24 protein-coding genes and 1 pseudogene are annotated in these 24,544 nt (G+C 64.7%); 9 read left to right on the top strand and 16 right to left on the bottom strand.

What is annotated here, in order from left to right; all coding sequences use genetic code 11:
- The first annotated feature begins 275 nt into the window (after positions 1–275).
- Positions 276–704, top strand: a complete 429-nt coding sequence (locus D580_RS0111115; RefSeq protein ID WP_018954459.1) for a DUF4124 domain-containing protein — start codon at positions 276–278, stop codon at positions 702–704.
- Positions 705–723: 19 nt separating this feature from the next.
- Here the strand turns inward: D580_RS0111115 and D580_RS16870 are convergent.
- Together D580_RS16870 and D580_RS0111105 are read right to left on the bottom strand one after the other, a co-directional pair.
- A pseudogene (locus D580_RS16870) lies at positions 724–843 on the bottom strand (SDR family oxidoreductase); the annotation flags it as partial.
- Between the two features lie 83 nt (positions 844–926).
- Entirely contained in the window at positions 927–1,442 is a 516-nt protein-coding gene (locus tag D580_RS0111105; protein WP_018954457.1) for a potassium channel family protein, read from the bottom strand.
- A gap of 288 nt (positions 1,443–1,730) precedes the next feature.
- On the opposite strand from D580_RS0111105, the gene D580_RS0111100 reads away from it, so the two are divergent.
- Together D580_RS0111100 and D580_RS0111095 are read left to right on the top strand one after the other, a co-directional pair.
- Positions 1,731–2,207, top strand: coding sequence for an IS66 family transposase zinc-finger binding domain-containing protein (locus tag D580_RS0111100; RefSeq protein WP_018954456.1), 477 nt, complete (start codon positions 1,731–1,733; stop codon positions 2,205–2,207).
- 112 nt (positions 2,208–2,319) lie between these two features.
- A complete protein-coding gene (locus D580_RS0111095; protein WP_018954455.1) occupies positions 2,320–2,625 on the top strand; it encodes a DUF190 domain-containing protein in 306 nt (101 codons plus the stop codon).
- A 20-nt stretch (positions 2,626–2,645) separates the two neighbouring features.
- On the opposite strand, the gene D580_RS0111090 is transcribed toward D580_RS0111095, so the two are convergent.
- From D580_RS0111090 to D580_RS0111080, 3 genes are all read right to left on the bottom strand, one after another.
- Entirely contained in the window at positions 2,646–3,062 is a 417-nt protein-coding gene (locus D580_RS0111090; RefSeq protein ID WP_018954454.1) for a VOC family protein, read from the bottom strand.
- A 32-nt stretch (positions 3,063–3,094) separates the two neighbouring features.
- Positions 3,095–4,486, bottom strand: coding sequence for an FAD-dependent oxidoreductase (locus tag D580_RS0111085; RefSeq protein ID WP_018954453.1), 1,392 nt, complete (start codon positions 4,484–4,486; stop codon positions 3,095–3,097).
- 146 nt (positions 4,487–4,632) lie between these two features.
- Entirely contained in the window at positions 4,633–4,842 is a 210-nt protein-coding gene (locus D580_RS0111080) for a DUF2788 domain-containing protein (RefSeq protein WP_012639154.1), read from the bottom strand.
- Positions 4,843–5,040: 198 nt separating this feature from the next.
- Between D580_RS0111080 and D580_RS0111075 the strand changes: the two genes are divergently transcribed.
- Positions 5,041–5,550, top strand: a complete 510-nt coding sequence (locus D580_RS0111075) for a hypothetical protein (protein WP_018954452.1) — start codon at positions 5,041–5,043, stop codon at positions 5,548–5,550.
- Positions 5,551–5,626: 76 nt separating this feature from the next.
- On the opposite strand, the gene D580_RS16865 is transcribed toward D580_RS0111075, so the two are convergent.
- From D580_RS16865 to D580_RS0111055, 4 genes are all read right to left on the bottom strand, one after another.
- Entirely contained in the window at positions 5,627–5,821 is a 195-nt protein-coding gene (locus D580_RS16865) for a CcdB family protein (protein ID WP_018954451.1), read from the bottom strand.
- Positions 5,822–5,947: 126 nt separating this feature from the next.
- Positions 5,948–6,199: a type II toxin-antitoxin system CcdA family antitoxin gene (locus D580_RS0111065; RefSeq protein ID WP_018954450.1), complete on the bottom strand. Its 252-nt coding sequence runs from the start codon at positions 6,197–6,199 to the stop codon at positions 5,948–5,950.
- A 400-nt stretch (positions 6,200–6,599) separates the two neighbouring features.
- Positions 6,600–8,045 carry a GntP family permease gene (locus D580_RS0111060; RefSeq protein ID WP_018954449.1) on the bottom strand — a complete coding sequence of 482 codons (1,446 nt, stop codon included), beginning with the start codon at positions 8,043–8,045 and terminating at the stop codon, positions 6,600–6,602.
- A gap of 5 nt (positions 8,046–8,050) precedes the next feature.
- Complete coding sequence (locus D580_RS0111055) at positions 8,051–9,133, bottom strand: patatin-like phospholipase family protein (RefSeq protein WP_018954448.1); 1,083 nt, start codon at positions 9,131–9,133, stop codon at positions 8,051–8,053.
- A 273-nt stretch (positions 9,134–9,406) separates the two neighbouring features.
- On the opposite strand from D580_RS0111055, the gene D580_RS0111050 reads away from it, so the two are divergent.
- Positions 9,407–10,345, top strand: a complete 939-nt coding sequence (locus tag D580_RS0111050; RefSeq protein WP_018954447.1) for a manganese-dependent inorganic pyrophosphatase — start codon at positions 9,407–9,409, stop codon at positions 10,343–10,345.
- 54 nt (positions 10,346–10,399) lie between these two features.
- On the opposite strand, the gene D580_RS0111045 is transcribed toward D580_RS0111050, so the two are convergent.
- From D580_RS0111045 to D580_RS0111020, 5 genes are all read right to left on the bottom strand, one after another.
- Positions 10,400–10,879, bottom strand: coding sequence for a hypothetical protein (locus D580_RS0111045; RefSeq protein ID WP_018954446.1), 480 nt, complete (start codon positions 10,877–10,879; stop codon positions 10,400–10,402).
- 358 nt (positions 10,880–11,237) lie between these two features.
- Positions 11,238–12,152, bottom strand: a complete 915-nt coding sequence (locus D580_RS0111040) for a D-hexose-6-phosphate mutarotase (protein WP_018954445.1) — start codon at positions 12,150–12,152, stop codon at positions 11,238–11,240.
- A gap of 106 nt (positions 12,153–12,258) precedes the next feature.
- Positions 12,259–12,816: a histidine phosphatase family protein gene (locus D580_RS15460; RefSeq protein WP_269208101.1), complete on the bottom strand. Its 558-nt coding sequence runs from the start codon at positions 12,814–12,816 to the stop codon at positions 12,259–12,261.
- 759 nt (positions 12,817–13,575) lie between these two features.
- Positions 13,576–14,802, bottom strand: a complete 1,227-nt coding sequence (locus tag D580_RS0111025) for a ribonucleotide-diphosphate reductase subunit beta (protein ID WP_018954442.1) — start codon at positions 14,800–14,802, stop codon at positions 13,576–13,578.
- A gap of 255 nt (positions 14,803–15,057) precedes the next feature.
- On the bottom strand, positions 15,058–17,973 hold the full coding sequence (locus D580_RS0111020) for a ribonucleoside-diphosphate reductase subunit alpha (protein WP_018954441.1): 2,916 nt from the start codon (positions 17,971–17,973) through the stop codon (positions 15,058–15,060).
- A gap of 606 nt (positions 17,974–18,579) precedes the next feature.
- On the opposite strand from D580_RS0111020, the gene D580_RS0111015 reads away from it, so the two are divergent.
- The 4 genes from D580_RS0111015 to D580_RS0111000 all read left to right on the top strand — a co-directional run bounded on the left by D580_RS0111015 (position 18,580) and on the right by D580_RS0111000 (position 22,619).
- Positions 18,580–18,819 (top strand): PP0621 family protein, encoded by a 240-nt coding sequence (locus tag D580_RS0111015; RefSeq protein WP_018954440.1) that lies wholly within the window; start codon positions 18,580–18,582, stop codon positions 18,817–18,819.
- 6 nt (positions 18,820–18,825) lie between these two features.
- The gene (locus D580_RS0111010) at positions 18,826–20,421 is read left to right on the top strand and encodes a sensor histidine kinase (protein ID WP_018954439.1); all 1,596 of its coding nucleotides are present in this window, start codon (positions 18,826–18,828) and stop codon (positions 20,419–20,421) included.
- Between the two features lie 11 nt (positions 20,422–20,432).
- Positions 20,433–21,794, top strand: a complete 1,362-nt coding sequence (locus D580_RS0111005; RefSeq protein WP_018954438.1) for a sigma-54-dependent transcriptional regulator — start codon at positions 20,433–20,435, stop codon at positions 21,792–21,794.
- A 249-nt stretch (positions 21,795–22,043) separates the two neighbouring features.
- Positions 22,044–22,619: a DNA-3-methyladenine glycosylase I gene (locus D580_RS0111000; protein WP_018954437.1), complete on the top strand. Its 576-nt coding sequence runs from the start codon at positions 22,044–22,046 to the stop codon at positions 22,617–22,619.
- A gap of 166 nt (positions 22,620–22,785) precedes the next feature.
- Here the strand turns inward: D580_RS0111000 and dcd are convergent, their stop codons facing one another.
- Both dcd and apbC read right to left on the bottom strand, forming a co-directional pair.
- Positions 22,786–23,352, bottom strand: a complete 567-nt coding sequence (dcd, locus tag D580_RS0110995; protein WP_018954436.1) for a dCTP deaminase — start codon at positions 23,350–23,352, stop codon at positions 22,786–22,788.
- An 84-nt stretch (positions 23,353–23,436) separates the two neighbouring features.
- Entirely contained in the window at positions 23,437–24,528 is a 1,092-nt protein-coding gene (apbC, locus tag D580_RS0110990) for an iron-sulfur cluster carrier protein ApbC (RefSeq protein WP_018954435.1), read from the bottom strand.
- Positions 24,529–24,544: the final 16 nt, after the last annotated feature.

Here is a 24,544-nt window from a genome sequence, read left to right as displayed (position 1 = left end):
TCGCCGCTTCAGTGTCCGGGGGCTTGAAGCGGTCACGGGTGAATGGAATCTGGTGTGTCTGGCGCTCAACCTGCGACGGATGCAGCGCTTGGGATGGCGCCCGGCATAACCGACACCCCGCCAGTGCGGGGCCGGCGGCCCACTGTGACGCCGGGTGACCCTGCATGCCGGTCACTGTGGCTGGATAACAGTCCCGGCGCCACCCGGCCCCCGCAGATCAGCATCGATTTATGCTCGACCGAAAACTTCTACCGCCCAGGCTCCTAGCCCTCGCCTTGACCCTGGCCGCCCCGGCCGGTGCGCAGGTCTACCGCTGGGTGGACGAGCAGGGCCAGGTCCACTTCGGCGACTGTGCACCGCCGCGCTGCAATTCCACCGAGGTCCGCATGGCACCGGGGCCCAGCCAGGAACAGCTGGAGCGCGCCCGGGAGGAACGGGAGAGACAGCGCGAGGCGCGCGAACAGCGGGAACTGATCCAGCGACAGGTGCAGGAGGCGGAACGTCGCGAGCAACAGCAGCAGGATCGCCAGCAGGCACAGCGCCGCAGCTACTGCCAGCAGGCCCGCAGCGAACTCAGGATCCTGGAGACGCCCCGCCCGGTATTTCACGTGGACGAGAGAGGCGAGCGCGTCTACCTGGACGACGCGACACGCAGCACGCAGATCCAGCAGGCCAGGCAAAACGTCGCGCGGTTCTGCGACTAGCAGGCTGTTGAAAAACCCTCGGGTGGCCGACGTCGATCCAGCCCGGGCTGACGGCATTGACCCGTATCTCCGGCCCCAGGCTCATGGCCAGGGCATGGGTCAGGGCCACCAGCCCGCCCTTGCTGGCCGCATAGCCTTCTCCGAGCAGATGGGCAGCGATGCCCTTGCCGATGCCCTGGGCACCGCCGGTGACATAGACGACGCGCCGGCCGCTCATTGAGATCACCCCGCCTTGTGGGTCTTAGGGCCGCGACTGGCATCGGCCTGCCTGGCCTTGATCTGTTCCATGTGCTCGATGAGTCCGTCGGTGGTCTCCTTGAGCAATTCCAGTTCCTCGACGGACAGGTCGTCCAGCCTTTCCAGGTTGTACTCAATGGTGTCGATGATCTGCTTCGCGGGGCGCTGCAGCGGACGCATGAAGTAGGCCGTGACCGTGGCCACGATGGTGCCGAAGAACAGCACCGAGCCCAGCACGATCCAGAGCGCGCCAATGAAACGCGCCGCGCCCGTCACGGGGGTGTCCGCGATGCCGGCGGTGGAGAAGGCCGCCACGCCCCAGTAAAGCGCCGTGCCGTAGCCATCGATGGGTGATCCGCCCGCAGCGCGTTCGGCCAGCAGCATGCCCGCAGCGAACAGCAGCCACAGCCCCACGAGCAGCAGCACCATCCACACGAACGGCGTGTGGATCACCACGTCGCGCAGGAAGCGCTGAAGGCGTTTGCGATGTCGGTGTTTCACAGGCCTGAATATACGCCCATTTGCTGCGAGCAACAGCGGCCCGCACATCCACCCAAATCACCCGCATGCATTATTTCAGCGACCGCCGAGCAGGCGCAGCAGCCGTGGCAGCAGCCGGTACGGCGCCGCGCCTGCCGGGGAGATCCGCGGCAGTGACCCGCCGCAGCTTCTATACTTTTGAATTGTACCCACACCCCGCTGTCCGGCCAGCCAGGCAAGGTGCCGGGCTTTATTCCCCCAGGGATGACCAGAGGAGGACACACGCACCATCCAACCGGAGGAATCATCATGACTGCACACGTCTGTCGTCAGTGCAGTGCCGATGTCTCGGTACTGCGACTGGACCGCGTCGAGGGCGAGAACAGCGGCATCCACGTCACCATCGAAGGCCTGCCCGTCCTGGACTGCACCAATGGCCACCGGCGCTTTCCCACGCCGGACTTCCCGCTTGAATTCATCCGCCACCTGGTGGAATCCGAGGCCCTGGATGGCGTCACGCCCGCCGTTCAGAAGGGCCTGTTCCGCAAGCGCCTGCACTGTCCTGCCTGCGGCAAGGAACTGTCTGCGGTGGCCGAAGACCGGCGCAACGGCCGCGCGCACCTAGCAGTGCCGGAAGGAGACCCGGTGGCGGTGGAAGTGATCGTGCCCCTGTACCGCTGCCCGGCCTGCGACAAGCAGGCCAGCGAACCGGAGTCGGGGCTGCAGCGTGACGTCATGCAGGCGGTGGCCAACGCGTTTCGCAGCGCAGAGATCCCGCCGGGCTAAACCATACTCACCTTTGCCCGACAGGGTCTGCTGAGGCAACATGTTTCCGAGGCAGGCGCCGAATCCGTCTTGCCAGGTCGGAACTGAGGCGCACCGCGCCAGGGGCAGACCCATGCACACGATTGAAGTGACCGTGGTACGACTCTATCTCAGCGAGGGCGAGGCGCAGCTGGACAGCCTGATGCGGCGCCTGCGCGACTGGGAGAAACTGCGAGGTCTGACCGTGTTCCGGGGGATCTCCGGTTTCGGCGAGGACGGCGTGATCCGTCGCGAAGGCCCTGTTCGCCTGGAGCCGGACCTGCCGGTGGTGGTGGAATTCTTCGACACCCCGGAGAAGATCGAGGCCGTGCTCCGGCACCTGCAGACCGAGATCAAGCCCGGTCATCTGCTCAGCTGGACGGCGCGCGTCAATCAGTGACCGCGGACGGCGCAGCCTCCTTACTTGGCAAAGATCTGGCCGAAGTCGGCGAAGGCCTTGAACTCCAGGGCGTTGCCGCTGGGGTCGAGCACGAACATCGTCGCCTGCTCGCCGGGTTCGCCCCTGAAGCGCACGTAGGGCTCGATGACGAACTTCACCCCGGCCTGGCGCAGCCGCTCGGCCAGTGCCTGCCACTGGGCCATGGTCAGGATCACCCCGAAGTGAGGCACCGGCACCTGGTGGGCATCCACCTCGTTTTCCACGGCGGGACGGGACAGGCCCTCGGCCAGGTGCGCCACGATCTGGTGGCCGTAGAGATCGAAGTCCACCCAGGTCTCTGCGCTGCGCCCCTCGGGGCAGCCCAGGATGCCGCCGTAGAAGGCGCGGGCGGCGGCCAGGTCGTGGACCAGGAAGGCGAGATGGAAGGGGTTGTTCATGCGCGGGCTCACTCGGACCATGGGCTGTGCGATCAGCTGGCGTCCTCGCCGCTGATCAGGTGCGTCGGCAGATCGGACGCGGCGTGCCGGCTGTCGCCCCGCAGCAGCTCGCGGGCGAAGCGCTCCTCGTCCACCGTCGCGCCCAGGAACTGCGCCACGGCGCGCATGTCCACCTCGGCGTTCTCCAGGCAGCAGGTGGCGCCCGGTGAGGGCGTCATGTTGAAGATCGCGCCGAGCCCGGTGTCGATCTTCGCCTCGCCCATCATCAGGCGCCGGTTCTCCTTGTCGATCAGCTGCGGGCGGATGCCCCCCACGTGGCGGGCGAACTTCAGATCCCGGAACTTGATGTCCGGGACGATCTTGCGCACGTCGCGCAGGAACAGGTCGCGGCGCAGCACCGGCACCTCGAACAGGAAGTTCTTGAGCATGTAGTTGCGGATGTCCGGCACCTTGAGCAGGTCGTAGAGCACGTCCCAGACCTTGCGGTCGAAGTTGAACACCCGCATGAAGTCCTTCACCGTCTCCCAGTTGTAGCGCTCCAGCACCGGCAGCACCAGGGCGGTGGGCCCCCAGCGGGTCTTGCCCGGCACCATCACGTCCGGATCGCCGTGGATGGCGGCGAACGGCAGCTTGTCGTTCTGCACCGTGTAGACCTTGCCGCGCAGCACCTGGGGGGTGAAGTAGTAGCTGCCCGCCACCGGCAGCACCGAGAAGTGATGGCCATAGCCCAGGTCGTGGGCGAGCTTGAGGCTGTGCCCGCCGGCGCAGACCACGATGCTGCGCGCCTGAAAGCTGGTGTCGCCGGTCTCCACCACGAACACCTCCCCCTTGCGACGGATGTGACGCACGCGCTGGTTGTACTCCACCGACACCTGCTTGTCCGTCACCCGCTGGGCCTGGCGCACGAAGGAGCGGGCCAGGGCCTCGTAGTTGACCGCGGTGTATTCGTTCTCGGAGCCCAGGGCGACGATCTCGTCGGCGCGCGGGCTGCCCTTGCTGTAGGCCACCGCCGGTTCCATGCGGGCGACGTCCTTCGCCTCCAGCAGGCGCAGCTTCGGGTAGTGGGGCGAAAGGGTCTCGAATCGCTTGCGCAGCTGCTGGCACTCCCGTTCGCCCACCCCCAGCACCATCTTGGGATAGCGGAAGATCAGGTGGTCGATGTCCGGCTGGGCGACGGCGTAGTTCTCCACCATGCGCGCCGCGCGCTGCACCTTGAGGGCCTTCTTAAGGCTGTAGTTGGTCTCGATGTCGCCGCAGTGCAGGGTCTGGCTGTTGTTGCTGTGCAGGGAATTGACCCGCGCCGGCGCGGCATACTTCTCCAGCATGCCGATGTGCTTGATATCGGTGTAGCGGCTCGCGACGTACAGCAGCGCCGAGCCGGTGACACCGCCGCCGACGATCAACAGATCGAAAACCTGGGCCATTGCAAAACCTCAAGCCGCCGGGCGCATCGCAACCCGTTGTTTTGTTTGCACATAACCGATCCATCATAACTCAGTGGCCGGCATCCGCGCGCGTCAACCAGGGATTCTACCCATACTGGCCCCGACTGGCCGGGGCTCCAGGCAGGTTAGACATCCAGCAGCCACTCGATCAACTGCTTGATGCCGAACCCCAGCATGCCGAAGGCCAGGACGAAGAACAGCACGAAGGTGCCCAGCCGGCCGGCCTTCGACTTGCGCGCCAGGTCCCAGATGATGAACAGCATGAAGCCGATGAACAGACCCAGGCCCCAGGTCATGCCGAACCGCGCGATCTGCTCTTCTGTGAAGCCGAACATGGGGTCACCTGTCTGTGAATGTGCAGCCTGACCGCTTCGGGCCCGGCGGGAGCCTGACGCCCCTTGCCAGCCCGCCTGGCCTGATTCCGGGGCAGCGAGCCAGGAACCAAAACCCGAAATCCCTTTCTAATCCTACGCCAATCCCGTATCGCGAGGTGTGCGAGTTCGACCCGTGGCCGTGTAGCGGAGAATGCTTCGATGCGCTTGCTGTTGGGTATTGCGGCCGGTCTGGCCGCCGTCACAGGCATCAGCCTGTTGTTCCTTGTCCCCCTGTTCCTGGCCCTGGGTCCCGAACACGCCCTGGTGGCCGGCACCCTGCAGTTCAACACCGCCTGGATCGGCATCGCCCTGATCGTCAGCCTCACCGCCGCCAGCATCGGCGGCTGGGTCGCGCACCGGGTGTCCGACTCCATCGGTGCCGTGTTCGGTGTGATCGCCCTGGTGCTGGGCTTCGGCCTGCTCGATGCCGGCTACCACCAGTGGCTGGCGCCCGCCGCCCTGGCCCTGCCCGGCCAGCTTCCCTGGTATCAGCTGGTGCTCGGCCTGCGTGAACCGCTCTGGTACGACATCACCCTGCCCTTGCTCATGGCCGCCTTCATCTGGGTCGCCGGTTCCAGCCGTCAGTTCGAACAGCACCCCGACGCCGGCCGCGGCTGGCTCCTGGGCGGTGCCGGCTCGGTGAGGCAAAAGGGTGGTCAGCCACGCTGATCAGCGCATGAGTCAAGAAGCATGGGGTGATGACAAATGGTTCTCATTTGTCACCGACCCTTTTTCAGTTCCTTTTTCATATCCCTGTAAACAGCAGATCGACAGCGGCAAGGATCTCGTCGCGCCTGGCACGAAGACTGAGCACATGCTCGCCCAGTTGTTGCCGCGAGATGCCCGCCAGCTCCGCCGTGGACATCACGACACGCACACCTTCGATCTCGAATACGGGGTTCAGGGTCCTGGCCGGGCGACCGAACTGCGCCTCCAGCACGAGGGGGGCAACGACCGCCGTGCGCAGCCCCCCAGCAGGTCGTTTTGCAGTAGCAGGAGATAGGGAGCCCAGCCCCGGGTTTGCGGATGCGGGTTGCGGTGAACGTCAAACTGGGACATCAGGCCGTCAGAACCGCCGCAGCTTGTCGCCGAAACTGCCTTCTTCCGCAACGCGCGCGTTGTAATCCTCGATGGCGGCCGTGTTCTCCCTCACCCACCGCTCACGCTCGGCTTCACGAACGACCTCCGCGAGACGCTGCTCGAACACCCGCGAAAGGTTGATGTTCAGCGCCCGCGCGCGGGCCAGAAGGTCTGAATTGACACTCAAATTCGTCGCCTTCCTGGGCGCGTTTGAGTCATAGCCGCCAGGGTGTTCCATCGTTCACCTCATATCTTAATGCGCATACATTATGCGCATTGATCGAGCACATCAACCCTCGTTAGAGAAACAGGGTCAGCGCACTCATAAGTCTCTATGTCCTGGCGAACATCTCTCTGACCCGGCTTATGCGGTTTTATGAAAATGAAACGGTAATGTGCCAAACATGGCCCGGCAGGAAGTGACGATGGGCTCCGGGCATGGTTTCCCTCCTTGGAACGACCATTTAGGGTGGAAATGAAGCCTCTAAGGGCTAACTGCACGCGATTTTCCTGACCTTCTTCAAAAATATCAGATGATTACCGTGGTGCGACCCCGGCATGGGCCGTTATGGCCGTTAAATCTTCAGTCCTCTTTGTACTCCGCCCAATGCTGGGCCATGCGCCGCGCCGTGGGCGATTCAGAAGCTGCCGAACAACGTACCCAGGGTGATCAGCACTACCAGCGAGATGAACGGGACGAGCATGGCAGTCATGGCGAGATCGAAGTACGCCTGCCGATGGGTCAGGCGGGTAATGGCCAGCAGGGTGATGACCGCACCGTTGTGGGGAAGGGTATCCAGGCCGCCGGTGGCCACCGCCGTCACCCGGTGCATCAGTTCAGGGTTGATACCGTGCACGCGGGCCATCTCCAGGTAGGTGTCGCCGAGCGTCGACAACGCGATGCTCATGCCGCCCGAGGCCGAACCGGTCATGCCGGCGAGCACGTTGACGGCGATGGCCAGCGAAATCAGCGGATTGTCGCCACCGATGCCCACCACGGCGTCGCGGATCAGCAGGAAGGCGCCCAGCGAGGCGATCACCGCACCGAAACCCACCAGGCTCGCCGTGTTGAAGATGGGCAGCAGGGAGGCGTTGGCGCCGTTGTCGATGGACTGCTTGAGCCCGCCCAGACGCCGCCAGTTGGTGGCAATAAGCACGAGCAGCGACAGTACCAGTGCGGCGATCACCGACCAGATGCCGCGCACCTGCTCGATACTGGTCTCTCCGTAGATGGGCAGGGCAAGGTAATCGGTGTCCATGCGCGGGATCACGAGGAACGTGAACACCAGATTGATGCCGATCACCAGCACCAGCGGCAACACGGCGATCAGGACCGGTGGCGGCCCGACGGGGCGCTTGTCCACCGGCAGCTCCATCAGGTCGAAGCCTTCGCCGGCGGCCCGCTCACGCAGTTCCTTGTCCGGTGTGAAGTCCGCATCCGCATGGTCCCCATAGCCCTCGGCGGCGAGTCTCCGGGCGCGGTACTGGAGCCACAGCATGCCGAGCGTGAACATGACCGCAGCGGTGATGACGCCGAGGCCCGGGGCGGCGAAGGGCGAGGTGCCGAAGTAAGGCATCGGGATGGCGTTCTGTATCGCCGGAGTGCCCGGCAGCGCGGTCATGGTGAAGGTGAACGCGCCCAGGGCGATGGTGGCCGGTATCAGACGTTTGGGGATGTCCGCCTGCCTGAACAGGGCCGCGGCGATGGGGTAAACGGCGAAGGCCACCACGAACAGTGACACACCGCCGTAGGTCATCACCGCGCAGGAGAGCACCACGGCCAGGATGGCGCGGCTGCTGCCGAGCCGTTCGATGATCGCGTTGGCCAGCACCTCCGCGCTGCCCGAGTCCTCCATGAGTTTCCCGAACACGGCACCGAGCAGGAACACCGGAAAGTAGAGGGCGATAAAGTCGGCCGTGCTGCCCATGAAGATCTGCGTATAGCTCGCCAGCACCCGGCCCTCGAGGCTGGCCACCACCGCAAAGGTGGCCAGTGCGGGCGCCAGGATCAGTAGACTGATCCCGCGATAGGCGAGATAGATCAGCAGGCCCAGGGTGACGAGGATGACCACGATCCCGAGCATGGCGGTTACCTCCCCTTCCCTTGCGTGGTTCCGGATTCGGGGATCTGCGGCGGCCGGAAACTGTCGGTGAACAGGCTCTTGAGGTCGAAGCTCGAACGCACGCCGAGATCATCGAAGTGGCGCGTCAGGAAGCGGTCCGCCCAGGCGCGCCCGCGCTCCTTCAGATGGACTAGGTAGGCCCACTCGGCATTCATCTTGCTCGAGGCATCCAGGTCCTTGAGTTCCTCGTGGGCATGGATCAGGTGCACGAAGATATCGCGGTAGCGTTCGGATTCGAGCTTCTCGGCCTCGATGAGCTGGTGCAGGAGCTCAATCGAACGCAGTTCCTTGATGAGGCTCGAGTTGAAGGTGATCTCGTTGATGCGGTTGATGATCTCGCGGGCCGTGCGCGGCAGCCTCTCGCGCACCAGCGGGTTGATCTGGACCACGATCAGATCCCGGGTGGCGGTGTCCTCCACCAGCGGATAGAGCGCCGGGTTACCGATATAACCGCCGTCCCAGTAGGCCTCCCCGTCGATCTCCACGGCCTGGAACAGGAACGGCAGACAGGCGGAGGCCATGACCGTGTCCACGGAGAGCTGCGGCTGCGTGAAAGTCCGGCCGCGCCCCGTGCGCACGTTGGTGGCGGTCACGAAGACCTTCAGATCCGCGCAATGATTGACGCGTTCGAAATCCACCGTCGCACCCACCAGGTCACGCAGGGGATTGATGTTCATCGGGTTCAGTTCGTAGGGGGAGAACTGGCGGGTCAGATGTTCGAAGAACAGGTAGCCGGGGGATTGATCCAGGCTGTAGTTGCTGGTCATCCGGTCCCACAGACTGCGCTGAATGGGCGACAGCAACGCCGCGTCGCTCACCGCCTTCCAGAAGGACTCGAGCGCCTTGCGTGCCCCGTCCCGTCCGCCGCGATCGAGGCCGTCCGCCATGACCACCGCGTTCATGGCCCCGGCGCTGGTGCCGCTCACGGTGGCGATGCGGATACGCGCATCCTCCAGCAGCCGATCCAGCACCCCCCAGGTCAGCGCACCATGGGCGCCGCCGCCCTGCAGGGCGAGGTCGACGGTCTTCTGCGCTTCGCCATGTGTCATGGGCATGTACCTCCATGCATGCGGTACCAGGATATATTGCACCGCAACATGAGACTCGTGTCCACCCCCGGCGGACAGGGCGCCACGTGGCGATCGAGCGCATCGGCGGGACATGAGGAGGAAAACAGTAGCTCAGTCACGGGCCTGGGCGACTGTGGGAATCTCAGTGATGACCGGCCCCAATGATCAAAAAATCCTTCCGCCCCTCTAAGCTTTGTTTTAATAAGGTCCACCGACACCGGCACCACCCCCGACTGGAAACCCTGACCGGCCGTGACCAAGCCCATCTACGTCATCGGACACCGCAATCCGGACACCGACAGCATCGGCGCGGCGATCGCCTATGCGCAGTTCAAGAACCTGCAGGGCGATTCGCATGTGCGCCCCGCGCGCGCCGGAGAACTGAACGCGGAGTCCCGATTCGTGCTCGAGCACTTCCACCTGCCGGAGCCGGAACTGCTCAGCGACGCCACCGGACTCGACCTCATCCTGGTCGACCACAGTGAAATCGGCCAGGCCCTGCCGAACATCGAGCAGGCCAGGGTGCACGAGATCCTGGAACACCACCGCATGGGCGATCTGCGCACGCCGGAACCCATCCTGATCCACTGCGAGCCCGTGGGGGCCACCGCCACGCTGGTCGCCGAGCGCTACTTCTCCAGCGGCCTCACGCCCAGCCCCGCCATGGCGGGGCTGATGATCGCCGCCATCCTGTCCGATACGGTCGGCTTCCGCTCACCCACGACCAGCGACAAGGATCGCGACGTCGCAGCCCGGCTGGCGCCGCTGGCGGGCCTGGACCTCGAGGAGTTCGACCGGCGTCTGCGGCAGATCCGCACGCAGGCCACCGCCGGTCTCAGCGCGGCGGCGATCCTGGGCAGCGACTTCAAGGAATTCCACATGGGCGAGCTGCGCCTGGGGATCGGTCAGGTGGAGGTCATGGGGGCGGACGCGCTGGCGCACCGCAAGCAGGACATCCTCACCGAGATGCGCGAGGTGCTCGAGGCACGGGGACTGGCGCTGGTCATACTCATGGTCACTGACATCGACGCCCAGGCCAGTGACCTGTGGGTCGTGGGTGATCGTCTCGATGTGGCCGAACAGGCCTTTGGCCCGATCAGCCAGGGCACCGTACATCTGCCCGGCTGTCTGTCGCGAAAGAAACAGGTGGTGCCGCCGCTCGAGGAAGTGCTGGCCCGGCGGGGCGCGTGAAACGCGTCAGTCAAACGGAGGAAGATCAGCAAGTCGTGACAGATCCATATTCACTCAAAGAACGAGCTGAATATTTTTAGACGCTTCCCCCGCTTCACTCTCCATTCGCTTCTTCCAGGCTTTGATTCGATAGACGATGTAGTAGTCGATTGCCAGAACGAACCAAACCCCGACACCCAGGCTCAGCAAGACGTCTCTCAACGCGCCAGGTACAAGTGCGGCCAGCCACAAAATGCCCGCGGCCAAGATCGCGACGGCGATGGAATGCCAGAGCGGCCTGCGAAGGACCACTGTGAACAGGACAGGCACCGCGACAGCGAGCATCAATGCAGCCAGGGCGGTGGTTGCAAGGCCCTGCTGGAAGCTGCCGTCCAGTGAGACGTAGCTGTAATAGATGGCGACCACGACAGCCAGTATCCACAGCAGGACAAGCACGAGCATGACAAAACCCAGCTTGAACAAGTTCGCCAAGCCAGTGAGCGCAGCGGACTCCGGCGTGTTGACGCCCGCAGATTCATCGTCCCGATTTTCCATGACAGGCTCTTCCCCTGAAAGAGGTGACAAGGTCATTGTCGCGCTGCAAAAATCGATCTGCCACCCTTTCCAACGGTCCCGGCAGGGATGACGGATGTCCTTAACCCGCATATTTCACCGGGATCGCGGGAGCAGGCGAAGGATTCGTGTCTGTAGGCGCTGCTCTGGAGCGAAACCCATAGCAATAGCTATGGGTTGAGTGAAGAGCAAGCCTACGGGCGCGAAGACGAGCCTGAACCGCGATAGGACACCGGCGGAAACAGACTGTCATGCTGAGTTCGCCGATCATTTCAGTGTATTCCACCTGCGTTTCAGTCTGTTACGCGTCCGCCGGTGTCCGACCGGTGAAATATGCGGGTTAATCCCCTACCGAAAGACGCATGCGCATGGAATGGCTCGCCCCGGCCTTCAGGGCATAGGCATCCTCCAGGGCATTGGCCACTTCCACGCACACGGTCTTGCGGTACTGGTCATCGGGCATGTCGGCAAAGGCCTTGACGCCCTCGGGACCGGGATTCCATAGCACGCTGCTCGCGCTGTTTTCCCGTTCGATCACGATCTCGCGCCCGTTGCCCCGGTCCTCGATCACCAGGGGGCCACCATGACCCAGGAACACCTGCTCCATGGGCGTGCTCATGCGCACCTCACCGGCCTGAACACCCCGGGCGCCACCGGAGAGCTTGTCCACACGGGGCGCGCCGTCCAGACCACGCACCACCAGGCCCTCGGCGTCCGCCACGCTGAAATAAGTATGGAAGGCCTCGGAGACCTGCCAGTCACGATCGCTCAGGTTCTCGCCCACGAGCGTCATCTCCAGTGACTGACCGAGGCTCACCTTCAGTCGCAGAACGAAATCCAGCGGCCAGGCCTTGCGGATCTCGTCATCGGGCCTGAGCACGAAAACCACCTGCGTGGCATCACCCACCGTCTCAACGGACTCCACGTCCCAGAGCGCATAACGCGCAACGCCGTGGCCCTTCTTGTGCGCATCGCTGGGATCCGCGCCCAGGGCAGCGGGATCGTAGGCCCCGAACCACGGCCAGCACACCGGCACCCCGCCCCGCACCGGCTTCTTCCCGTCATACAGCGCGGTCTCGCTGACCCAAAGCAGGTCCTCGCCGCCCCGGGGACGGTAGCTCAGGAGCGTGGCGCCGAAGGTGGTCAGGCTTGCCTGCCCGTGATCGTTCTCCAGGTCCACCATCACCAGCGCCTCGTGCTGGCGGAAACGTACATGGGGATTGGAAAAGCGCTTGTTCAGGGATTCGATGCTCACGCCGGGCTCCTTGGATCATTAGGAGAAACAGGGTCAGAGAGAATATCTCTAAGTTGTAGAGAAAATCCGTCTCTGACCAGGCTTTTTGTGGGTCCTAATTTCCGGGTTAGGGCCGAAGTACGCCGATCACCTCGAAGAATGGGCCGCCTTGGGGCTCGAGCACCAAGGCGTGGGCAAAGCCCACCGCTTTCTGGGCGATGAGCACGATGTTCGGTTCGTGGGTCACGAGCACAAGATTCCCCTCGCCCGCGTAATTACCGATCAAGTCCGCCGCCTCCAGGGCCGCATCCTGAGCCTCCGACTCCGGCAGGATCTCCGCGAGGGACAGGAACTCACGGACCTCGAATCGTCCGAACCCCAGTTCGGCGCTCTGGCGGGTGCGACAGAAGGGGCTCGCCAACACCTCATCCACGCGTATACCACGGGCCGCAAAGGCCTCGCCCAACCGGGTAAATTGCCGCCGCCCGAAGCTGGAGAGGTTGCGCTCACGGGCGCAGCTCTCATCTCGAACCAAGGAATCCCCGGCTCCCGGACCGCGTTCTACCTCGCCGTGGCGAAACAGCACCACCTTGCCGCCCGCCTCCAACGCAGCCCATACGGCAGCATCATCGACATCGCCTCTTACACCGGGGCCCGAAGTCGTCTGACATGCGACCAGCAGCATGCCCGTCAACACCAGCCCCGTCGCCCAAACCATCGCACGTATCATTACTTCGCCTCCCCTACTGGCATCCGCGACATCCAAGCGGCCGACTCAGGCCGCCATGCGAACATATTGCAGCCGACAGGACTGAAAGTGCGCCCAGATCGGAGCTTAGCTAATCATCAGATTTGTGGCAGATTTGTGAGTGTCCCAAAGCGTTCCCGTTTTCCATTGCTACTCTTCCAAACTCTGCTTCAGAAATCTAAATATGATGTTGACTGGCTCATCCGCAATTAAGGCATCGATAAGAAACCAAAGAAGAAGAACACCGAGAATAAAGAACGCCACGGAAACAGATACACATAAGAACACCATGGCTCTGTTTTTAACTTTAGATATCACGGGCGTCCTTCTGATTGTTTTCGGTGACAGATGACGGGCCAGGCATCGCTGAACGAGATTCACATCGCGACATCGGGGCAGGTCATGCCTTTCGCCTCTAGCAGAGAACAAGCAAAACGCAAGACCTGACCCAGATTATTCTCCTGGGACTGTGCACAAATCCACTTGATTCGGCAAAGAACCAACAAAAAGGGGCACCCCCACCGGGGCACCCCTCTCAATCACACTACATCCCGTTGCGGGTTCTTCCTGTTATGGCTCCAATCACCGCTCCTGCAGTGAGTACTGCATTCAATCCCTTGAACATTCCCCCAAGTCACTTCGTGCCCAGTCCCTCGGCGCCTTCGCGCCTCTGCGGCATTCCTTAAATAAAGCACATCAATCCCAGCTCAGCGCACCGCCCGTCTGGTATTCGGTCACGCGGGTCTCGAAGAAGTTCTTTTCCTTCTTGAGATCCAGCACTTCGCTCATCCAGGGGAAGGGGTTCTCGGCGCCGGGGTAGATCTCCGTCAGGCCGATCTGGGCGCAGCGGCGGTTGGCGATGAAGTGCAGGTATTCCTCGAACATGGCGGCGTTCATGCCGAGCACGCCGCGGGGCATGGTGTCGCGGGCGTACTGGGCCTCGAGTTCCACGGCGTCGCGGATCATGGTGCGCATCTCTTCCTTGAACGCGGCGGTCCAGAGGTGGGGATTCTCCACCTTGATCTGGTTGATCACGTCGATGCCGAAGTTCATGTGCATGGACTCGTCGCGCAGGATGTACTGGAACTGCTCGGCGACGCCCGTCATCTTGTTGCGCCGGCCCATGGACAGGATCTGCACGAAGCCCACGTAGAAGAAGATGCCCTCGAAGATGACGTAGAAGGCGATCAGCTCGCGCAGCAGCTTCTGGTCGTTTTCGGGGGTGCCGGTGTGGAACTCGGGATCGGCGAGGTAACGGGTGAAGGGCAGCGCCCACTCGGCCTTGCGGGCCACCGCAGGCACTTCCCGGTACATGTTGAAGATCTCGCCCTCGTCCAGGCCGAGGGACTCCACGCAGTACTGGTAGGCGTGGGTGTGCAGGGCCTCCTCGAAGGCCTGGCGCAGCAGGTACTGGCGGCACTCGGGGTTGGTGATGTGGCGGTAGACGGCCAGCACCAGGTTGTTGGCCACCAGCGAATCAGCGGTGGAGAAGAAGCCCAGGTTGCGCTTGACGATGGTGCGCTCGTCCTCGGTCAGACCGTTGGGGTCCTTCCACAGGGCGATGTCGGCGTTCATGTTGATTTCCTGGGGCATCCAGTGGTTGGCGCAGCCGTCCAGGTACTTCTGCCAGGCCCACTGGTACTTGAAGGGCACCAGCTGGTTGAGGTCGGCGCGGCAGTTGATGATCTTCTTGTCATCCACGCGGATGCGCTCGGCACCCATCTCGATGTCTTCAAGCCCGGTGTTGCCCGTGCCCTCGGCCTCCACGTCCGCCAGGGCGGCCATGGGATCGGGGTTCACGCTCGGCGCGGCGCCGGCGGTGTTCATCAAGGCCTCATTGTCCTGCAGACCCATGCCGGGGCGAACCTGCGGTTCGGGCTGCTTTTTGGTGACTGCGGCGATGGGGTCTTCCCATGAGAGCATGTTGATTCCTCCAGTTCTTATTCGGTATGGGTGCTGGGCAGCCTAGTGGCTTTAAAGGCAGTGGCTAGTCTCAAGTGGCTAGTGGCAAGGGCGACCACCCTCACCCCGGCCCTCTATTCCGGGCGTCCTGCCCTCCACCCTTCGGGCCAGCCTTTCGGCTGTTCAAATCCGCTCCCGGCGGATTTGTCCCTGAGGGAGAGGGGAAGGGAGGTGCTTTTCCTTGAGACTTGCCACTAGCCACTTGCCACTGCCTGCCTATTGGCAGGCTTCGCATTCGGGATCGAGGATCGAGCACATCTTCGGCGCCTCGGTGGCCGGCGCGGCTGCATCGGCGCCCTTCACGGCGTTGAGCTTGTTGGCGCGGCTTGCATCCGCCACGGTGCTCTTCTCCACGTGGGTTGCGCCCATGGAGCGCAGGTAGTAGGTGGTCTTCAGACCCCGCACCCAGGCGAGCTTGTAGAGGTTGTCCAGCTTCTTGCCGGAGGGCTCGGCCATGTAGAGGTTCAGGCTCTGGGCCTGGTCGATCCATTTCTGACGGCGGGAGGCGGCCTCCACCAGCCAGCGGGGATCGATCTCGAAGGCGGTGGAATAGAGCCGCTTGAGATCCTCGGGCACCCGGTCGATGGGCTGCACGGAGCCGTCGTAGTACTTGAGGTCGTTGACCATCACCTCGTCCCACAGCTTGCGCGCCTTCAGGTCGTTCACCAGGTTCGGGTTGATCACGGTGAACTCGCCTGAGAGGTTCGATTTCACGAACAGGTTCTGGTAGGTGGGCTCGATGGACTGGCTCACGCCGCAGATGTTGGAGATCGTCGCCGTCGGCGCGATGGCCATGGTGTTGGAGTTGCGCATGCCCACGGTCTTGACCCGGTCGCGCAGGCTGTCCCAGTCGAAGGTCATGCTGGTGTCCTGCTGCAGGTAGGGGCCGCGGGCCTTGGCCAGCAGCTCGATGGAGTCGATGGGCAGCACGCCCTGGCTCCACAGGGAGCCGTCGAAGCTCTGGTAGCGGCCGCGCTCCTCGGCGAGATCCGTGGAGGCCTTGATGGCGTAGTAGGAGACCGCCTCCATGGAACGGTCGGCGAACTCCACGGCCTCTTCCGAGGCGTAGGGGATGCGCTGCTGGTAGAGGGCATCCTGGAAACCCATGATGCCCAGACCCACCGGGCGGTGGCGCAGGTTGGAGCGCCGCGCCTGGGGCACGGAGTAGTAGTTGTAGTCGATGACGTTGTCCAGCATGCGCATGGCGGTACTCACCGTGCGCTCCAGCTTCTCCAGGTTCAGGCCGTTCTCGTCCACGTGGGCGGCCAGGTTCACGGAGCCCAGGTTGCACACGGCGATCTCGTCGTCCGAGGTGTTGAGCGTGATCTCGGTGCAGAGGTTGGAGCTGTGCACCACGCCCACGTGCTGCTGGGGGCTGCGCAGGTTGCAGGGGTCCTTGAAGGTCATCCAGGGATGGCCGGTCTCGAACAGCATGGCGAGCATCTTGCGCCACAGGTCCACGGCCTTGAGCTTCTTGAACACCTTGATCTCGCCCCGGGCGGCCTTGGCCTCGTACTCGGTGTAGCGCCGCTCGAAGGCCTCGCCGACCAGATCATGCAGGTCGGGGGTCTCGTTGGGGGAGAACAGGGTCCACTCGCCCTCTTCCGCGACGCGCTTCATGAACAGGTCCGGGATCCAGTTGGCGCTGTTCATGTCGTGGGTGCGGCGGCGGTCGTCGCCGGTGTTCTTGCGCAGCTCGATGAATTCCTCCACGTCCACGTGCCAGGTCTCGAGATAGGCGCACACGGCGCCCTTGCGCTTGCCGCCCTGGTTCACGGCCACGGCGGTGTCGTTGGCCACCTTCAGGAACGGCACCACGCCCTGGGACTTGCCGTTGGTGCCCTTGATGTGGGCGCCCATGCCGCGCACCCGGGTCCAGTCGTTGCCGAGACCGCCGGCAAACTTGGACAGCAGGGCGTTGTCCTTGATGGCGCCGAAGATGCCGTCCAGGTCGTCGGGCACGGTGGTCAGGTAGCAGGAGGAGAGCTGCGGACGCAGGGTGCCGGAGTTGAACAGGGTCGGCGTGGAGCTCATGAAGTCGAAGGAGCTCAGCAGGTTGTAGAACTCGATGGCGCGGCCTTCCCGGTCGATCTCGTGGATGGCCAGACCCATGGCCACGCGCATGAAGAAGGCCTGGGGCAGCTCGAAGCGCACGCCGCCGGAGTGGATGAAGTAGCGGTCGTAGAGGGTCTGCAGGCCCAGGTAGGTGAACTGCAGGTCGCGCTCGGGCTTGAGCGCGGCGCCCAGGCGGTCCAGGTCATAGCGGGTCAGCTCGCTGTCCAGCAGTTCCAGCTCGGCGGCGCGCTTCACGTAGGCCTTGAAGTACTCCGGGTAGCGCTGGGTCATCTCCGCCTGGGTGGCGGCCTGGGGCAGGCCGGCGATGAAGGACAGGGCCTCGCGGCGCAGGGTGTCCATGAGCAGGCGGGCGGTGACCTGGGAGTAGTTGGGCTCCTTCTCGATGAGCACCCGGGCACTCATGACCAGCGCGGTGCCCACGTCCTTCTCGGCCACGCCGTCGAACAGGTTGCGCTGGGCCTCGTTGAGGATCAGCTGGCCGTCCACGGCCTCGAGATCGGCGCAGGCCTCTTCCACCACCTTGGCCAGACGGGCGGTGTCCAGGGGGGCGCGGGTGCCGTCGGGACGGGTGACGTGGATGACGGCGGCCTCGGCCTGTCTGGCGGGCTTCCTGGTGGCGGCCTCGGCGGCGCGCTTCTGGGCCTGCTGCTCCCGGTAGAGCACGTAGGCGCGGGCGATCTTGTGATGGCCGCCGCGCATCAGGGCCAGTTCCACCTGGTCCTGGATGTCCTCGATGTGCACGGTGACGGCGGAGCCGCCGGCGCGGCGGAACAGGTTCTCGCACACCTGCTCAGCGAGCTCGGCGACGATGTCGTGGATGCGGCGGCTGGCGGCGGCGTTGCCGCCCTCCACGGCCAGGAAGGCCTTGGTGATGGCCACCTTGATCTTGGAGGCGTCGAAGGCGGTGACCTTGCCGTTACGGCGGATCACGTGGTGCTGACCGGGGGCGGTGGCCGCCAGCTCGGCGGCGGTCACCTGGGATTCGGGGCTGACTTCGGGTGCGGCGCCTGCGGCGGCCGGGCGGGTATTCTGTTCGGTGCTGACGTCCGTTTGCATGTGCGTGGCCTCGCGGGATATGCGGATTGAGCAGGTGGTGGGGATAAAGCCGGGGTCTTGTGGGGCCCCGTGACCCGAAACACTATAGGACGGGGTTCCGAAAACCGTCAAGCACAAGATCTTGTGTGTAAGGGGGTGTACAGCATGGGGACAGGCTGTGGATAAACTGGGCATGAATGGCCCCCTCGGGGCGCAAACCCGCGCCCCGCCTCGGTTTGCGACCGGCGCCGGGACAGGGGGGTATCAGAGGCTCTAAAATGACCTGATCGTGACCATAGAAAAGTTTCATGGAAGAGCGGGTGAAAGCAGTGGCAAGTGGCTAGTCTCAAGTGGCGAGGAATACCACCCTCACCCGGGCCCTCTATTCCGGGCGTCCTGCCCTCCACCCTTCGGGCCAGCCTGTCGGCTGTTCAAATCCGCACCCGGCGGATTTGTCCCTGAGGGAGAGGGAGAATAAGCCCCCTCTCCCGCATCGCGGGGGAGGGTTGGGGTGGGGGCCGCCTTGCCACTTGAGACTAGCCACTAGCCACTGCTCCACCCCAGACCTCTGGGGCAACGCCCCAAACCCTTGTATCTTGTATCTGCCAACTTGCCTCTGGATCCTTCATGCGCATCCTTTTCGTCATCGCCGCCATCGTCATCGTGTTCATGATTGCCCGCACCCTGCTGAAGCGGCCGAAGAAGACCCTGAAGCGGGATGAGCGCAAGCCCCTGGGGGCGGAGAAGATGGTGCGCTGCGACCACTGCGGCCTGCACGTGCCGGAACACGAGGCGATCCTCTCCGACGGGCACCGCTACTGCAGCCCGGAGCACGAACGCCAGGCCCGCCTGGGCCGGGACGGCTGACGCGCCGTGCGTCTGCGCTCCGGCCCCCGCAAGGATTCCCACTGGCGTTCCCTGCGGGCCTTTTCCCTGTACCGGTTGCTGGTGGTCTGCCTGCTGCTGGCGGTGGAGTGGCTGGGCACCGGCCCGGAGCTGCTCGGCGAGGCCCTGCCCCAGGTATTCGACACCGCCCTGCTGGCCTACCTGGTCGCCGGCCTGGTGCTGCTCGCCCTGGGCCTGCTGCGCCGACCCGCCTACGAGACCCAGGTGGGCCTGCAGGCGGCGGTGGACCTGCCCCTGATCACCGCCCTGATGTACGCCAGCGGCGGCGTGGCGAGCGGCCTGGGCATGCTGATGATCCCCGCCGTGGCGGGCCTGGCCCTGCTGGTGTCCGGGCGCTGGGCCCTGCTGTTCGCGGCCCTGGCCACCCTGTCCCTGCTGGCGGCCCAGGCCCAGGGCCTGGTGCTGGGGGTGATCAAGGACGGCGCCTTCACCCAGACCGGCCTGCTGGGGGCGGGACTGTTCGCCACCGCCCTGCTGGCCCTGGCCCTGTCGCGCCGGGCCCGGGAGAGCGAGGACCTGGCCATCCGCCACCGCATCGATCTCGCCAACATGGCGGAGCTCAATGCCCACATCATCGACCGTATGCAGTCGGGCATGATCGTGGCCAACGACCAGGGGCACATCCACCTGATCAACGAGGCGGCCTGGGCCCTGGTGGGCAACCCGGACACGGACAACCCCAGCGACCTGGCGCATCTCTCGCCGCGCCTCTACGCCGCCCTGCAGGAATGGCTCATGGACCCGGCCCAGGCCTCGGCCCTGACCCTGCCCGGCGATGCCCGGGGACCGGAGCTGCGGGTGCGCTTCACCCGCCTGGGGGTGGACCGGGCGGTGGGCACCCTGATCTTCCTGGAGGACACCGCCGAGCTGCGCCGCCAGATGCAGGCGGACAAGATGGCCTCGGTGGGCCGGCTCACCGCCAGCATCGCCCACGAGATCCGCAACCCGCTCGGGGCCATCAGCCATGCCGCCCAGCTGCTGGGGGAGTCCGAGGATCTCACCACCCCGGACAAGCGCCTGGCGGGCATCATCCAGGCCCAGAGCCAGCGCATGAACGCGGTGATCCAGAGCGTGCTGCGCCTGTCCCGGCGCGAGGACGCGCGCCGGGAGGAGCTGAGCCTGGCGGCGTGGGTCTCCCAGTTCGCCGAGGAATTCCGCCGCCAGAAGGGCCTGGACGAGATCCAGCTGGAGGCGCACATCGAGCCCGCCGACAGCCGGGTGCTGTTCGACCCGGACCACCTGCACCAGGTGCTCTGGAACCTGTGCGAGAACGCGCTCACCTACGGACGCTCCGCCGACGGACGCGCCTACATCCGCCTGCAGGGCGGCGCCCGCCAGGTGGGCCGCCACGCCACCCTGGACGTGATGGACCAGGGCCCCGGGGTGAGCGCCGAGATCAGCCACCAGCTGTTCGAACCCTTCATCACCAGCGGCCGTGACGGCACCGGACTCGGCCTGTACATCGCCCGGGAACTGTGCGAAAACAACGGCGGCGGCCTGGAATACCTTCCCCTGCCCACCGGCGGCAGCTGCTTTCGCATTCATTTCCCCGTGCCCGAGTGATCAGGACGTCCATGAGCATCCAGCACGTACTCATCGTCGACGACGAGCCCGATATCCGCGAACTCCTGGAGATCACCCTGGGGCGCATGAAGCTCAGCACCCACGCCGCGGGCAGCGTCACCGAGGCCCGGGCGCTGCTCTCCAGGCACGACTTCGACCTGTGCCTGACCGACATGCGCCTGCCCGACGGCAACGGCATCGAGCTGGTGGAACACATCCAGCGCCACTGCCCCTGCCTGCCGGTGGCGGTGATCACCGCCTACGGCAGCATGGACACCGCCGTGGCGGCGCTCAAGGCCGGCGCCTTCGACTTCGTCTCCAAGCCCGTGGACCTGCCCATGCTGCGGGACCTGATCAACACCGCCCTGCGGCTCTCGGAGAAGGACAAGGCGCAGGTCGGCGGCGAGGACGCCGACGACGGCTCCAAGCTTTTGGGCCAGGCGCCGGCCATGCGCCGGCTCAAGGAGACCATCGCCAAGCTGGCGCGCAGCCAGGCGCCGGTGTGCATCCTGGGCGAGTCGGGCAGCGGCAAGGAGCGCGTGGCCCGGGAGATCCACCGCCTGGGCCCGCGGGCGGAGCGGCCCTTCGTGCCGGTGAACTGCGGCGCCATCCCCACGGAGCTCATGGAGAGCGAGTTCTTCGGCCACGTGAAGGGCGCCTTCACCGGCGCCACCGGCGACCATCCCGGCCTGTTCCAGTCCGCCCAGGGCGGCACCCTGTTCCTGGACGAGGTGGCGGAGCTGCCCCTGCACATGCAGGTGAAGCTGCTGCGCGCCATCCAGGAGCGGGCGGTCAAGCCCGTGGGCGGCAACCGCGAGATCCCCGTGGACGTGCGCATCCTCTCCGCCACCCACCGGGACCTGGCCGCCCTGGTGCGCGAGGGCCAGTTCCGCCAGGACCTCTATTACCGGCTCAACGTCATCGAACTGCGCGTGCCGCCGCTGCGCGAACGCCTGGAGGACCTGCCGCTGCTGTCGCGCCGCATCCTCGCGCGCATCGCCCAGGACTGGGGCACCCAGCCGCCGCAGCTTTCCGAGGACGCCCTGGCGGCGCTGCGCGCCTACCGCTTCCCAGGCAACGTGCGCGAACTGGAGAACATCCTGGAGCGGGCCGCGACCCTGTGCGAGGGCGATGTGCTGGAGGCCGCCGACCTGCACCTGCCCGAAGCGGGCGCGCCCCTGGGCATGACCGCCCGCACCGGCGCCGACGGCCTGCCCCTGGACGACGTGCTGGAAGACCAGGAACGCCAGGCCATCCTCGCCGCCCTCGCCAAGACCTCCGGCAACCGCACCGCCGCCGCCAAACTCCTCGGCATCAGCTTCCGCCAGCTGCGCTACCGGCTGAAGAAGCTGGACATCGATGTGCCGGGGTGAATCAAAGGCCGGTTCTCTCGCGGAGGCGCAGAGACGCGGAGAACTGCATCAAAATAATCTTTCCCCGTGTCTCCGTGGCCCCGTGAGAGGATGGTTTTTCAGGGAACATCCCAAAAACATGTCCTCTCACGGAGCCACGGGGACACGGAGGAAAACACATCAAGAAATCTTTTCTCCGCGCCCCTGCGCCTCCGCGAGAGAATGCTTTTCCTCGGTGTCCCCTGTGCCCTCTGCGGCTGAACAACAACCATGACCGACACACACGACCCCCGCTGCCCCTGGTGTCTCGCGTTTCCGGAGTATGTGCGTTATCACGACGAGGAATGGGGCGTGCCGAGCCACGACGAGGCGCACCTGTTCGAGATGCTGATCCTGGAGGGGGCGCAGGCGGGGCTGTCCTGGGCGACCATCCTGAAGAAGCGCGCGGCCTACCGGGCCGCCTTCGAGGGTTTCGATCCGGAGAAGATGGCCCGCTACACGAAAAAGAAGATCGAGAAGCTGCTCGCGGACCCCGGCATCGTGCGCAACCGGCTCAAGGTGCAGGCGGCGGTCGGCAATGCGCAGGCGTATCTGAAATTGCGGGACGAACGGGGCGGACTCGCGCCCTATCTCTGGGACTTCGTGGACGGCGAGCCGGTGGTGAACCGGTTCAGGACGCTTTCAGAGGTGCCCGCCCAGACCCCCGTGTCCGAGGCCATCAGCCGGGATCTGAAGAAGCGCGGCTTCCGCTTCGTGGGGCCGACCATCTGCTATGCCTACATGCAGTCGGTGGGACTGGTGAATGACCATCTCATCGGGTGTCCGAGTCACCCGGACAACCGTTGAAGTGGGAAGGGTGAATTGGGAAGTGGGAAGAAAGACGGTGGCTTCCCGTAGGTCGTGCTTCAGCCCGACAAGCAATGCTTCGTGAGACATGGGCGTCGGGCTGAAGCCCGACCTACGTCCAGATCCATTCCCACTTCCCAATTCACCCTTCCAACTTCACACCCACCTATGTTTTAGGCAGCGTCACCCCCACCTGCCCCTGGTACTTGCCGCCCCGGTCCTTGTAGGAGGTCTCGCAGACCTCGTCGGACTCCAGGAACAGCATCTGGGCCACGCCCTCGTTGGCGTAGATCTTGGCGGGCAGGGGGGTGGTGTTGGAGAACTCGAGCGTCACGTGGCCTTCCCACTCGGGCTCGAGGGGTGTCACGTTGACGATGATGCCGCAGCGGGCGTAGGTGCTCTTGCCCAGGCAGATGGTGAGCACGGAACGGGGGATGCGGAAGTACTCCACCGTGCGAGCCAGGGCAAAGGAGTTGGGCGGGATGATGCAGACGTCGGATTTCACGTCCACGAAGCTGCGCGCATCGAAGGCCTTGGGGTCGACGATGCTGGAGTTGATGTTGGTGAAGATCTTGAACTCGTCGGCGCAGCGCACGTCGTAGCCGTAGCTGGACGTGCCGTAGGAGACGATGCGCTCCTCACCGGCATGACGCACCTGCCCCGGCTCGAAGGGCTCGATCATGCCGTGTTGCTCCGCCATGCGGCGGATCCAGCGGTCGGATTTTATGGCCATGAAATCAGTCTCAAGTGGCAGGTCTCAAGTGACCAGGGCTCGAAAAAAACCTTGCCACTTGCCACTTGAGACTTGCCACTGCTGTTAGGTGTTCTGGATGACGATGCTCGGGAACTTGGAGCTGTAGTCCTTCGTCTGCACGGCGAGACGTGCTCCGGTGCGACGGGCGATCTCCCGGTAGATCTCGGTGATGCGGCTGTCGGGGTTGGCGACCACGGTGGGCTTGCCGCCGTCGGCCTGCTCACGGATTTGGATGTCCAGCGGCAGGGCGCCCAGCAGTTCCACGCCGTACTCCTCGGCCATGCGGGCACCGCCGCCCTCGCCGAAGATGTGTTCCTCGTGGCCGCACTTGGAGCAGATGTGGATGCTCATGTTCTCCACGATGCCCAGCACCGGCACCTCCACCTTCTCGAACATCTTCAGGCCCTTGCGGGCGTCCAGCAGGGCGATGTCCTGGGGGGTGGTGACGATCACGGCACCGCTGACCGGGATCTTCTGGGCCAGGGTCAGCTGCACGTCGCCGGTGCCCGGCGGCAGGTCGATGACCAGGTAGTCCAGGCCGCGCCAGCGGGTATCGCGCAGCAGCTGCTCCAGGGCCTGGGTGACCATGGGGCCGCGCCAGATCATGGGGGTGTCTTCCTCGATCAGGAAGCCGATGGACATGGCCTGGATACCGTAGTTCTCCAGGGGCTCCATGTGGCGGCCGTCCTTGGACTCCGGCTTGCCGTGGATGCCCAGCATGCGCGGCTGGCTGGGACCGTAGATGTCGGCGTCCAGGATGCCCACGGTGGCGCCTTCGGCGGCCAGGGCCAGGGCCAGGTTCACGGCGGTGGTGGACTTGCCCACGCCGCCCTTGCCGGAGGCCACGGCGATGATGTTCTTGATGCCTTCCATGGGCTTGAGGTTCTTCTGCACCGCGTGGGCGGTGATGCGTGTCTCCACCTTCACGTCCACGGAAGACACGCCGCTGATGCTGCCCACCTTGGCCTTGATCTGGTCGGCGAGCTTGGCGTGGTAGCCGGCGGCCGGGTAGCCCAAGCGCACGTCCACGGCCACCTTGGCGCCGTCGATACGGATGTCGGCGATCTCGCTGGCGGCGACCAGGTCCTTCTCCATGTAGGGGTCCTGGATCTCTTTGAGCGCGGTCTCAACCTGCAACCGGGAAACGTCGGACATGTCTGGGCTCCTTGGG

The organism is Thioalkalivibrio sulfidiphilus (assembly GCF_000377945.1).
In the GTDB taxonomy this organism is placed as follows: Bacteria; Pseudomonadota; Gammaproteobacteria; order Ectothiorhodospirales; family Ectothiorhodospiraceae; genus Thioalkalivibrio_A; species Thioalkalivibrio_A sulfidiphilus_A.
The sequence above is the reverse complement of the archived record's forward strand: the minus strand, read 5'-3'. Positions and strand labels throughout refer to the sequence as shown.

What these genes read in the sequence shown, in the direction of transcription:
- D580_RS0111100 (WP_018954456.1), top strand. Translation starts at nt 1,731, where the DNA reads ATGACTGCACACGTCTGTCGTCAGTGCAGTGCCGATGTCTCGGTACTG.
- D580_RS0111095 (WP_018954455.1), top strand. Translation starts at nt 2,320, where the DNA reads ATGCACACGATTGAAGTGACCGTGGTACGACTCTATCTCAGCGAGGGC.
- D580_RS0111090 (WP_018954454.1), bottom strand. Translation starts at nt 3,062, where the DNA reads ATGAACAACCCCTTCCATCTCGCCTTCCTGGTCCACGACCTGGCCGCC.
- D580_RS0111085 (WP_018954453.1), bottom strand. Translation starts at nt 4,486, where the DNA reads ATGGCCCAGGTTTTCGATCTGTTGATCGTCGGCGGCGGTGTCACCGGC.
- D580_RS0111080 (WP_012639154.1), bottom strand. Translation starts at nt 4,842, where the DNA reads ATGTTCGGCTTCACAGAAGAGCAGATCGCGCGGTTCGGCATGACCTGG.
- D580_RS0111075 (WP_018954452.1), top strand. Translation starts at nt 5,041, where the DNA reads ATGCGCTTGCTGTTGGGTATTGCGGCCGGTCTGGCCGCCGTCACAGGC.
- D580_RS0111065 (WP_018954450.1), bottom strand. Translation starts at nt 6,199, where the DNA reads ATGGAACACCCTGGCGGCTATGACTCAAACGCGCCCAGGAAGGCGACG.
- D580_RS0111060 (WP_018954449.1), bottom strand. Translation starts at nt 8,045, where the DNA reads ATGCTCGGGATCGTGGTCATCCTCGTCACCCTGGGCCTGCTGATCTAT.
- D580_RS0111055 (WP_018954448.1), bottom strand. Translation starts at nt 9,133, where the DNA reads ATGACACATGGCGAAGCGCAGAAGACCGTCGACCTCGCCCTGCAGGGC.
- D580_RS0111045 (WP_018954446.1), bottom strand. Translation starts at nt 10,879, where the DNA reads ATGGAAAATCGGGACGATGAATCTGCGGGCGTCAACACGCCGGAGTCC.
- D580_RS15460 (WP_269208101.1), bottom strand. Translation starts at nt 12,816, where the DNA reads ATGCTGCTGGTCGCATGTCAGACGACTTCGGGCCCCGGTGTAAGAGGC.
- D580_RS0111025 (WP_018954442.1), bottom strand. Translation starts at nt 14,802, where the DNA reads ATGCTCTCATGGGAAGACCCCATCGCCGCAGTCACCAAAAAGCAGCCC.
- D580_RS0111020 (WP_018954441.1), bottom strand. Translation starts at nt 17,973, where the DNA reads ATGCAAACGGACGTCAGCACCGAACAGAATACCCGCCCGGCCGCCGCA.
- D580_RS0111015 (WP_018954440.1), top strand. Translation starts at nt 18,580, where the DNA reads ATGCGCATCCTTTTCGTCATCGCCGCCATCGTCATCGTGTTCATGATT.
- D580_RS0111005 (WP_018954438.1), top strand. Translation starts at nt 20,433, where the DNA reads ATGAGCATCCAGCACGTACTCATCGTCGACGACGAGCCCGATATCCGC.
- D580_RS0111000 (WP_018954437.1), top strand. Translation starts at nt 22,044, where the DNA reads ATGACCGACACACACGACCCCCGCTGCCCCTGGTGTCTCGCGTTTCCG.
- dcd (WP_018954436.1), bottom strand. Translation starts at nt 23,352, where the DNA reads ATGGCCATAAAATCCGACCGCTGGATCCGCCGCATGGCGGAGCAACAC.
- apbC (WP_018954435.1), bottom strand. Translation starts at nt 24,528, where the DNA reads ATGTCCGACGTTTCCCGGTTGCAGGTTGAGACCGCGCTCAAAGAGATC.